8 protein-coding genes and 1 pseudogene are annotated in these 10,879 nt (G+C 58.9%); 7 read left to right on the plus strand and 2 right to left on the minus strand.

Annotation, left to right across the window (positions count from 1 at the left end; translation table 11 throughout):
* The 3 genes and pseudogenes from HMPREF2935_RS12930 to HMPREF2935_RS02615 form a co-directional block, all read left to right on the plus strand.
* Positions 1-220, plus strand: a 220-nt coding sequence (locus HMPREF2935_RS12930; protein ID WP_246817764.1) for a thiamine pyrophosphate-dependent enzyme, incomplete at its 5' end; no start/stop codon positions are given.
* 27 nt (positions 221-247) lie between these two features.
* Positions 248-1,523 (plus strand): annotated as a pseudogene (locus HMPREF2935_RS02610) (amino acid permease).
* 54 nt (positions 1,524-1,577) lie between these two features.
* Complete coding sequence (locus HMPREF2935_RS02615; RefSeq protein ID WP_070731871.1) at positions 1,578-2,618, plus strand: histidinol-phosphate transaminase; 1,041 nt, start codon at positions 1,578-1,580, stop codon at positions 2,616-2,618.
* 26 nt (positions 2,619-2,644) lie between these two features.
* On the opposite strand, the gene HMPREF2935_RS02620 is transcribed toward HMPREF2935_RS02615, so the two are convergent.
* The gene (locus HMPREF2935_RS02620; protein WP_070731872.1) at positions 2,645-3,358 is read right to left on the minus strand and encodes a TetR/AcrR family transcriptional regulator; all 714 of its coding nucleotides are present in this window, start codon (positions 3,356-3,358) and stop codon (positions 2,645-2,647) included.
* Positions 3,359-3,522: 164 nt separating this feature from the next.
* Here HMPREF2935_RS02620 and HMPREF2935_RS02625 point away from each other — a divergent pair, with 164 nt between their 5' ends.
* The 4 genes from HMPREF2935_RS02625 to HMPREF2935_RS02640 all read left to right on the plus strand — a co-directional run bounded on the left by HMPREF2935_RS02625 (position 3,523) and on the right by HMPREF2935_RS02640 (position 9,048).
* Positions 3,523-5,034: a flavin monoamine oxidase family protein gene (locus HMPREF2935_RS02625; protein WP_070518173.1), complete on the plus strand. Its 1,512-nt coding sequence runs from the start codon at positions 3,523-3,525 to the stop codon at positions 5,032-5,034.
* Between the two features lie 3 nt (positions 5,035-5,037).
* Positions 5,038-5,961: a universal stress protein gene (locus tag HMPREF2935_RS02630; protein WP_070731875.1), complete on the plus strand. Its 924-nt coding sequence runs from the start codon at positions 5,038-5,040 to the stop codon at positions 5,959-5,961.
* 75 nt (positions 5,962-6,036) lie between these two features.
* Positions 6,037-7,599 carry an APC family permease gene (locus HMPREF2935_RS02635; protein ID WP_070731877.1) on the plus strand — a complete coding sequence of 521 codons (1,563 nt, stop codon included), beginning with the start codon at positions 6,037-6,039 and terminating at the stop codon, positions 7,597-7,599.
* A gap of 72 nt (positions 7,600-7,671) precedes the next feature.
* Positions 7,672-9,048 carry an NAD-dependent succinate-semialdehyde dehydrogenase gene (locus tag HMPREF2935_RS02640; protein WP_070731879.1) on the plus strand — a complete coding sequence of 459 codons (1,377 nt, stop codon included), beginning with the start codon at positions 7,672-7,674 and terminating at the stop codon, positions 9,046-9,048.
* A 173-nt stretch (positions 9,049-9,221) separates the two neighbouring features.
* Here HMPREF2935_RS02640 and HMPREF2935_RS02645 read toward each other — a convergent pair.
* The coding region (locus HMPREF2935_RS02645) for a Rib/alpha-like domain-containing protein (RefSeq protein ID WP_210400716.1) at positions 9,222-10,879 on the minus strand (1,658 nt) is incomplete at its 5' end.

Here is a 10,879-nt window from a genome sequence, read left to right on the forward strand (position 1 = left end):
AAAGAACCACTTCCCTGATCGCGTTTCCGGCACCCAGCTTTCCAACCCAGATTTCGCCGCCGTCGCCCGTGGCTTCGGCGCACACGGCGAGCTTGTCACTTCCGACGCCGAGGCAGGCCCTGCCGTCGAGCGCGCCCTGCAGGCTATGCGCGAGAAGCAGATTCCAGCAGTCATCAACGTGATTGTGGATCAAGCTCTATCGCTGCCTGACAACGACTAAACCTGTCCCCAAACAAAGGGTTTTTCAATGAGCGATACCGTTGCTACCGCTGTTGAGCGTGCGGAGGCCAAACCTGCTGGCTCCACGATGACTTGGGTCATCACCCTGTTCGGCACTGCCGTCGGCGCAGGAATTTTGTTCCTGCCACTTAACGCTGGTGGATTTGGTTTCTGGCCACTGGTCTTTGCCACGGTCTTCATCCTGCCGCTGGTCTATTTCTCGCACCGCACCTATGTCCGAATAGTCAGTGGCGCGCCCATCCGCGACCACGGCAAGGACGTCCTGGAACTGGCCACGCAGCATTTTGGCCGCACCTCCGGCATCGTTATCGCCATTTTGTACTGGCTCGCTATCTTCCCCACGGTGCTGATTTACGGCATCAGCATCACCAACTCGGTCGATAGCTTCATCGTCAACCAACTGGGTGGACCTTCCATCAACCGGTGGGTACTCGCTATCCTCTGCGTGGGCATTATGACCGGCGCGTTCGCCGTGGGCCGCAAGCCCATGCTGTGGCTGGCCCAGGTGCTGGTCTATCCGCTCATCTTCGCTTTGGCAGCAACGTCCATCTATCTCACCACGCTGGGATTTTCAGAGCTTCCTGCACTACGACAACGGTGAAGGTGACTTTGGAATCCTCAAGGGAATCCTGCTGATTCTGCCGGTGCTTGTATTTTCCTTTTCCCACATGGCAGCACTGTCTCAGTTCGCACTAGACATGCAGCCGGCCTATGGCGAGAAGACCGCCAAGCGCGTTGACCGCACGGAGCTGCTTACCGCCATCTTGCTGGTGGTCTTTACCATGTTCTTTGTTTGGTCATGCGTCCTGGCTTTGGGCGCCGACGGTATGAATGAGGCGCTGGAACAAAACATTCCGGTACTGTCCTACTTCGCTAACGTCACCGGCACCCCGTTCATGGCCTACATGGCACCCGTTGTGGTCATGTGCGCCATCATCTCCTCCTACTTCGGCCACATGCTGGGCACCGAGGAAGGCACAGAGTACCTGCTGCGCCTAGCAGCGCCAAAGATGGCTGAGCGTATCTCGCACCGCAGCCTGCTCAACATCATTTATCTCATCACTTTCGTTGGCACTACCCTGGTGGCGGTCTATAACCCATCCATTGTGTCGATGATTTCGGTCGTCGGTGGCATCTTCGTGGCTTTCCTCGTTTACCTGGTCCCGGTCTACATGTTCAAGAAGTTCGACGCTTATTCCAAGTTCAAAAATGACCCGTGGAACTACTTCGTATTTGGCATGGGAATCGTCATTATGGCGGTTACCGTGTGGAACATGTTCTAATTCTTATCTATCACTTCTTAAAAGTCGCTTTAAAGTTAGGAGTTTTATAACCATATGCTTCGCTCTGATCTCAACAAGTTCCCTGATTACAAGCCCGGCAAGTCCGACGGCGACAAGCTGAAGCTCTCCTCCAACGAAATCCCTAACCCACCGCTTCCCTCCGTGCTCGAGGCAATGACGCGGGCGGCAGCGGAGACCAACCGCTACCAGATCGATGGCTGCCCAGAACTGACCACTGAGCTTTCTAAGTACCTGGGCGTTCCTGAAGATCACCTCACCATCGCGGCAGGCGCCTCGGCCATCGTTCAGCAGGCCATCGGAATGTCCTGCCACACTGGTGACGAAGTAATCTTCCCGTGGCGCAGCTTCGAGGCTTACCCGCTCTACGTGCGCATGGCCGGCGCGGAACCAGTGATGACTCCGCTTACCGAGGACGACCGCTTGGGCTTGGATGCCGTAATTGAGGCCATCACGGACAAGACCCGCGTCATCATCCTCTGCAACCCGAATAACCCAACCGGCACCACCATCACCAAGGGCGAGTTCCGTGACTTCATGGAGCGGGTTCCGAAGGACATCGTGGTTATCCTCGATGAGGCTTACTGGGAGTACAACGACGCGGAGGATACCCCGGACTCTGCCGAGGAGATTTTCAACTACCCGAACCTGGTGGGCGCCCGCACCTTCTCCAAGGCCTTCGGCCTTGCCGGGGCACGCGTGGGTTACGGCATCGCCTCCCCGGAGCTCATCCACGGCCTCAAGCTAATGACCATGCCGCTGACGGTTACCTACATGGCAGAAAAGGCTGCCATCGCAGCGCTTAACTCGGCAGAGGAGCTGCTTGCCCGCGTCGAAGAGACCAAGGTGCAGCGCGAGCGCGTAGCAGAGGCAATTGGCGCGCGCCCTTCCAAGGGCAACTTCGTTTGGATTCCACGCAGCGACGCCGAAGAGGTTGAACGCAAGCTTTCCGACGAAGGCGTCATCATCCGCCGCTACCTGGATGAGGGCGTTCGCGTTTCCATTACCACTGAGGAAGAAACAAACATCTTCTTGGCCGCCTGGGAGCGTGCGGGCATTCGCCCATTCGGCGAATAATCGCCTTCTATCCCATCGCCCTTTCCCTACTTAGATGGCGGTTGCTCACCTGGAACCGCCGGCAGGAAGTCTGCCAATAACGCCGCCAAACCCGTGTGAAACGGATCTTCCGCAAACGGGTTGGCGGCTTTTTGTTCTTTAATTTCCGCACCCGAAAGTTTTTCTTGCCATGCAGCACGGGCGCTGCGCAGATGCGGTGCTTCTACATCACCGTCTGCGGGAACCTCGAAGATTTCTTGGGGAGCATTGGCGTCGAAGGCGGAGCCGTAGATGAAGGACTCCAGCATGATGATCCGCGGCAGAATCTGCGCGGATTCGACGCCGGCAAATGCCAGTACCTCAGCTAATTTTTCGTACATTTTCACTGCCCGTGGAGCACCGGACACGGGGGTAGAAGCAATGACCTCCACCAGCGGATAGTGCCGCGCGAATACATCGCGGTAGGAACGCGCCCAGACCTCTAATGCGTAACGCACGCTCACCTCGCCCGCTAAGGCGGCGTCGAGAAGCGATGCGTCTACCTGCGCCATAACCGCATCCTCTACAAGGATGAGCAGCTCATGTTTGTTAAGTACATGGTTGTACAACGCACTCGGCCCCACCCCCACTTCGCGGGCAATTCGGGCCATTGTGAGTTTGGCATAGCCACTTTCCTCCACAATTTTTAAAGCGGCCTCGGCAATTTTCTCACGGTTTACCAGCGCCTTTGGTGGCCGACCTTTAGCGCGCGAAAAATTCATGGCTCAAACCTCTATCCAGAGTCACATTGATTCCTGTACAGTGACACGCAACACAAAATGAATGTTGTTCATTTTGCGCTGAGCTTTCAAACAATCTTCCCATAGACGTTTCCTCTGCACCGCGTAGAGGAAGATGTTCACCACTTCACACAGGAGAACCCACCATGTCGTCATTATTTAGCAACGAATCCAACACCAACCCGGTCCTCGAGCGCGACGTTGTCGTCATCGGCGCGGGCCCTGCCGGCCTCATGGCAGCACGCACACTGAAGAAGAAGGGCCTTTCCGTCGCAGTCTTGGAAGCCCGCGACCGCGTCGGCGGCCGCACCTGGAATGGCAAGGTCAAGGACGCCGAGGGCGTCGAGCACTTCGTGGAGCTGGGCGGACAGTGGATTTCCCCGGATCAGACGCGGCTCATCGAGCTTGTTGATGAGCTAGGACTCGAAACCTTCCAGCGCTACCGCGAGGGCAAGTCCATCTACGTTGCCCCAGACGGCACCCGCCACGAGTACGAGGGCACCGTCTTCCCTGCTTCCGAGAAGACCATCGCGGAGATGGACCGCCTCATCAAGATCATGGATGACCTCGCAGCCGAAATGGACCCGGCGCGCCCCTGGGCACACCCGCGTGCGAAGGAGCTGGACTCCATCTCCTTCCGCAAGTGGCTCGAAGGCCTGTCTGATGACCCGGAGGCAATCGACAACGTCTCCATCTACGTCGCCTCAGGCATGCTCACCAAGCCTTCCTATGCTTTCTCCACCCTGCAGGCAGTCCTGATGGCTGCTTCCGCAGGTTCCTTCTCCAACTTGGTCGACGAGGACTTCATCCTGGACCGCCGCGTGATCGGCGGCATGCAGTCCGTATCGCTGACCATGGCAGAAGAGCTAGGTGAAGATGTTTTCCTCGGCACCCCTGTGCGCGAGCTGCACTGGGCCGAGGTTGATCCGACCACCGCAGATGACCTGAATAAGGTCGCTGCCGACGTTCGCAACGGCGTGCCCAACAACGGCGCTGCTGGCCAGGTGACCGCCTACTCCGAGAAGGTCACCGTGAAGGCGCGCTACGCCGTGCTCGCGGTTCCACCAAACCTGTACAACCGCATCTCCTTCGTTCCGCCGCTGCCACGAGACCAGCAGATCGTGCACCAGCACATCTCCATGGGCTTGGTCATCAAGGTCCACGCCATCTACGACAAGCCTTTCTGGCGCGAAGAAGGTCTTTCCGGCACCGGCTTCGGCGGCGGCCGTCTAGTTCAGGAGGTCTACGACAACACCAACTACGGCAAGAACTTTGCTGCCTCCGCCGAGGGCGAAGAAGACCAGTACGGCACCTTGGTTGGCTTCGTCTCCGACGTTTATGCCGAGGAAATGTGGCACCTGCCAGAAGAAGAGCGCAAGGAGCGCATACTTTCTGCCATGGCGGACTACCTGGGCCCGAAGACCAAGGAGCCAATCGCGTTTTACCTCTCCGACATGGCCGCTGAGGAGTGGACCCGCGGCGCCTACGCCACCTCTTATGACCTAGGCGGCCTATCCCGCTGGGGCCACCTGCAGAACGAGCCGACCGGCTCCATCTACTACGCCTGCTCCGACATCGCGGCCGAGGGCTACCAGCACGTCGACGGCGCTATCCGCCAGGGCGAGCTCGTCGCCCAGAAGATTGCCGATAAGGGTTAAATATTGTCTGCTTCTGATTTTGATCGTCGCGCAGCCACCGGACATATCTTGGTGGGCTACGTTGCTACGGACTACGGCAAGGACGCGCTCCGCTTGGGCATCGCCCTTGCCAAAACCCGCAACGTCAACCTTGAGATCGTCATGGCCGCGCCGGCCAATAATTCCTTCTCCGGTGTCTACCCGCACGACCGCGGATACAGCTCCATCCTGGAAGAACAGATTGCAGGTTGGTTGCAGGAGGCGCTGGGCGAAATCCCCAGTGACATCCGCGCCACCGCCCGGATCGTCCCTGGCGAGTCTGAGGCCGAGGCACTCAATCGCGCGGCGGAAGAACTGGACTGCGACATGATCGTGGTTGGTGCGCGCAAGGGCGGCCTTTTCGGCCGCTTCCAAATGGGTACTGCGGTCAACACGTTGTTGCACTCCGGTACTGTCCCTATCGCTCTCGCGCCACACGGCTACTCCTACCCCGGCCCGATTAGCCGCATCACCGCCATGTTTGGTCCGCGCCCAGGCACCACGGATGTCATCGCGATTGGTTTGGACCGCGCGCGGCGCCGTCGCATTCCGCTGCGCCTGCTTTCGCTCGTGCTGCCTGGCGAGTCCGATCTGCATGGCCTCGGCACCGACGTTCCCAATGCGGTACGCGCTTATGCCAACCGCAAGCTGGGCGATATCGCCGAAGAAATGCTCTCGGCTGGTTACGCCACAACCGACGTCGCCACTGGGCGCGACGTCGAAGCAGCAATGGAAAACGTCACCTGGCAAGACGGAGAGCTCGCCGTGGTTGGCTCTTCTCGCCTCGCGGTTCCCGGCCGGCTCTTCTTGGGTGGCACGGCGTCGCGAATGCTGCGCTCCATCCCTGTCCCTATGGTCGTCGTACCAGCCGGCTACATGCACGCCGGCGCCGAACACGAAGCGATCTAGCAGGCGCTTTCGCCCAAATCGCTTCCTACCACCAGACCGTATTTCCTAGTTCTTTTTGAAAGGCGGTGAGTAGTCATGACTAGTGCCACTCCTGCACCACCGATTCAGCCCACGCCGGGCAGCGGCGATAACATCGCCTCCACCAAAGGCCTGGCTACCGGACGCGTCGGCTTACTCGGCGCAGTCGTCATCGGCATCAGCTGCATCGCGCCGACCTATACGCTGACTTCCGGACTTGGCCCCACCATTTCCGCGGTGGGCGAGTTTGTTCCGGCGGTCCTCCTTTTGGGATTCATCCCGATGCTCCTGGTGGCCTTTGCCTACCGTGAGCTCAACAATGCGGTTCCGGATTCCGGTACCTCGTTTACTTGGGCCACCAAAGCCTTTGGCCCCTGGGTGGGCTGGATGGGCGGATGGGGCCTTATTACTGCCACCATCCTGGTGCTTTCGAACCTTGCCGCAGTCGCTGTGGACTTCTTCTATCTCTTCCTTGCCCAGATATCAGGCCGCCCCGAAATTGCAGACCTGACGCGCAATCTCTGGATTAATATCCCCACCACGATGGTCTTCATCGCGATCGCAGCCTGGGTTTCCTACCGTGGCCTAGATTCCACGCAGAAGTTGCAATACATGCTGGTTGCCATCCAGATCATGGCCATTGTGATCTTTGACATCGTGGCCATCGTGCGCGCTTATAAGGGCGGCGGATTCGACTTCACCCCGATTTCAGTTTCATGGTTTAATCCGCTGGAAATCGGCAACTTCTCCCTCATCGCGGCCGGCATTTCCTTGTCCATCTTCATGTTCTGGGGCTGGGACGTCACGCTGACGATGAACGAGGAAACGAAGGACCCAGAAAAGACTCCGGGGCGCGCTGCAACCATCACGGTCTTGGTCATCATCAGCCTCTACATTCTGACTGCCTTGGCCGTCATCACGTGGGCAGGAACGAGTGATGAAGGCCTGGGTGCTGGCAACCCGGAGAACCAGGAATCGATCTTCGCTGCGCTCTCCTCCCCCGTGCTCGGCTCGGCTGCCCTGCTTATCTACGTCGCTGTGCTCTCAAGTTCCTTCGCCTCGCTGCAGTCCACGATGGTGGGCCCCGCCCGTACGCTGCTGGCGATGGGCTATTACAAGGCGTTGCCTCCGGTCTTTTCCAAGATCAGCCCCAAGTTCCGCACGCCGTCTACGGCCACGATTGCCTCCGCTATTGCAGCGGGCGGTTTCTACACGGTCACGCGCATCCTTTCTGAGAACGCTCTGTGGGACACCATCTCTGCCCTCGGATTGATGATCTGCTTCTACTACGGCATCACCGCCGTGGCCTGCATTTGGTACTTCCGCCACGAGCTTTTCAGCAGCGTACACAACATCATCTTCAAGTTCGTCTTCCCCCTGCTGGGTGGCGGCTTCTTGCTGCTGATGTTCTTTACCACCGCATTCGATTCGCTTAGCCCGGAATACGGTTCTGGCTCCTCAATTTTCGGAGTGGGCACCGTCTTCGTGCTGGGCATGGGAATTCTGCTGCTCGGCGCCGTATTAATGCTGTTCACGCGCTTTGCCCATCCGGATTTCTTCAAAGGCCGCACATTGAAGCGGATAACGTCCGGCGAAGACTCTCAATTGCCGCTAGTTTAGAGGCTAGCCCTATTTCAACCTAGTTCACTATTAGGCTCTAAAAAGAGCTGGATCACACAACAAGGAGTATTAATGTCTAACACTTACCGAGTTCAAAACCCTGCTACCGACGAGATCGTCGAGACCTTCGACTCTGCCACCGACGCCGAGATAGAAGGCGCACTGGCGAAGGCCGCCGCAGCCTACCGCGAGTGGAGCGCGCGCCCGATGTCCGAGCGCGCGGAAATCGTTGCCCGCGCAGCACACCTCTTTGCGGAGCGCAAGGAGGAGCTGGCCAAGATTGCCGCGGAAGAGATGGGCAAGCCTATCTCCGAAGGCATCGAGGAAGCAGAGTTCTCAGCGGCCATCATCAAGTACTACGCCGATAACGGCGAGGAGTTCACCAAGGATCAGCCGATTCCGGCTTCTGCCAATGGCACTGCGGTAATCCGCCGCCTGCCCATCGGCCCGCTGCTTGGCATCATGCCGTGGAACTTCCCCTACTACCAGATTGCCCGCTTCGTGGGCCCGAACCTGGTCCTCGGCAACACCATTATCTTAAAGGACGCAGAAATCTGCCCTCGCTCCGCACTCGCCGTGCAGAAGATCATGGATGACGCCGGCATTCCGGAAGGCGTATACAACAACATCTTCGCCACCCACGATCAGATTTCCACCATCATCGCGGATCCACGCATCCAGGGCATTTCCCTGACTGGTTCCGAGCGCGCCGGCGCAATCGTGGGCGCACAGGCAGGCCAGAACCTGAAGAAGGCCGTGCTCGAGCTCGGTGGATCCGATCCTTATATTCTTCTCGATACCGACGACGTCAAAGAAGCAGCCAAGCTGGCGTGGACGACCCGCATGTACAACACGGGCCAGGCCTGCAACTCCAACAAGCGCATGATCGTCATGGAAGACATCTACGAGGAGTTCGTGGCTGAGCTGACCAAGCTCGCACAGGAAGCAAAGGCAGCGCCTGCCGACGCCCAGGGTGAGGGCACCTACTCCTGCCTGTCCTCCCGTGCGGCGGCGGAGACCCTGCACGATCAGATTCAGCGCGCGGTGAAGGAAGGCGCTACCCTGCGCGCCGGCGGCGAGCTGGCGGACAAGGGCGCCTTTGTCTCCCCGGCCGTTATCACCGACATTCCAGTCGGATCCGACATCTACTACGAGGAGTTCTTCGGCCCGGTTGCCGTGGTCTACCAGGTTTCCTCCGACGAGGAAGCGCTCGAGCTGGCCAACAACACCCAGTTCGGCCTGGGCGGCACCGTCTTTTCCAAGGACACCGAGCGCGCAGCGGCCATCTCCCGCCGCCTCGAGGTGGGTATGGCCAACGTCAACACCCCGGCCGGTGAGGGTGAAGAGCTGCCTTTCGGCGGCGTGAAGCGCTCTGGCTTCGGCCGTGAGCTCGGCCCGCTGGGCATGGACGAGTTCGTCAACAAGCAGATGTACTACATCGAAAACTAATCTCGGCGCAGAGCATCACCCCCAATATAAAAACTGAGGGTTAAGTAGCATTTGCTACTTAACCCGCCCACGCTCATACACAAAAGGGAGGCTGTCACTAACCAAAGCGTTAGTGACAGCCTCCCTTCTTTTGATTAAGCCCTAGGGCTCAATCAGTTGAGCTTGCCAACTGACTAGTCAGAAGATCCGGTGGAAGACCCGTCGTCGGAAGCACAGGCATCGTAGACCAGACCGCCTACCAGAAGTCCGGCAGCCACGAGGGCAAGACCGGCGCCTAGCTTGCGCACCTCCGGGGAAATCTTCGCGTTGAAGGCCGCGAGCTGGCGATTAGCCTGCTCGACCTGGCCGGCCAGCTGCGGGTTGAAGATACCCAGCTGCTTCTGCGTCTGAGTGTTGAACTGCTGCCACTGGCGTGCCAGCTGTGCCTGCATCTCAGACAGACCTGGAATGCGAACCTGTGCTGCCAGACCTGCCGGGATGAGCAGCAACAGTGGCAGACCCACTGCCAAGCCGGTAGCCACACAACGCTCAGAAGGCTGGTAGCTCGAGGAACCATCCGAAGAGCCATCAGAAGACCCATCCGAGCTGCCTGGGTTCTTGCCGGGGTCAGTACCCGGATCAGTGTTCGGCTCAGTGACGGTCACGGTGATGCTGTCGATTTCCTTGCCGGAGTCATCGCGGACGTTGACGGTTACGGTATCGCCTGGCTTGGCGTCTGGCTTGATGGTGACGATGACATCGCCGTTCTCTTCCAAGGTCGCGGAACCTGGGCCGGTGGTCTTATCGACGTTGGCCCCTGCCGGTATCTTGCCGCCGACATTTGGAACCTTCACGGCGCCACCAGCCGGGGCCTTCGCATCGTTCCAAGACGGTTCATCCGGGGTTTCCGGAGTATCGCCGGAGGTATCCAAGGTGAACGTTGCCGCAATGGTGTCAGCCACTGCCCCATCCGGGTAGGTGATGACTACCGGAACAACGAGTTCGAGATCATCCGGAGTTGCCGTCCCTGCCTTCGGCGCGATAACCGTCAGCTTGCCGGTGGCTTCATCGATGCTTACGTTCCAACCACCTTGGCCGGCCCAATCAGCAGGAATCTTATACCTCGTGCCGCTCGGAGCATCATCAGAACCGTACCGAACTTCAGCAGCACCAGTCTCACCGGATGCAACCTCTACGGGTTCGGAATAAGCAGGTTTGTAATCCGTGACGTCGGCAGGCGCCGGCTCAACAACCGTGACAACAACTTCTACCTCTTCAGTAGAGCCGTCTGGATAAGTCACGGTCACCGGAATGGTGATGGTCTCACCCGGGGTTGCATCCTCCGGGACCTTGACGGTCAGTTCACCCGTTGCTGGGTCAACGCTCGCGTTCGAATCCGTGGTGGAGAACTTAGTGCCCTCAGGAAGTACCGTATCGCCGGTTTGTGGCACCTTGACCTCGCTACCCGGCGCGACGTCTACCGGCGGGTATGCCGGGTTATTTGCGTCTGCCAGCGGTTGCTGCGGATCCTTGACCACGATGTGGAATTCGCTGGTCGAAGATACGCCATTCACCGTTGCTTTAACAGTCACGGTGTAGTCGCCAGCCTTGGTTGGCTTGCCAGAAATCTGGCCGGTGGCCGGATCATAGGTCACGCCATCCGGCAGTCCGGAGACGGTGACGTCTGCATCCTCGTTATCAACCACGACGTTGATTGGCAGCATCGTCGTATTGGTTGCAACATCCACGTCAGCGATAGGTGCAATCACCGGCGCCGTGACCGGATCATCCGGGGTTGGGTCCGTCGGGTCGGTCGGGTCCGTCGGGTCGGTCGGATCCGTCGGGTCGGTCG

This window comes from Corynebacterium sp. HMSC076D02, from assembly GCF_001813815.1.
GTDB lineage: Bacteria > Actinomycetota > Actinomycetes > Mycobacteriales > Mycobacteriaceae > Corynebacterium > Corynebacterium simulans.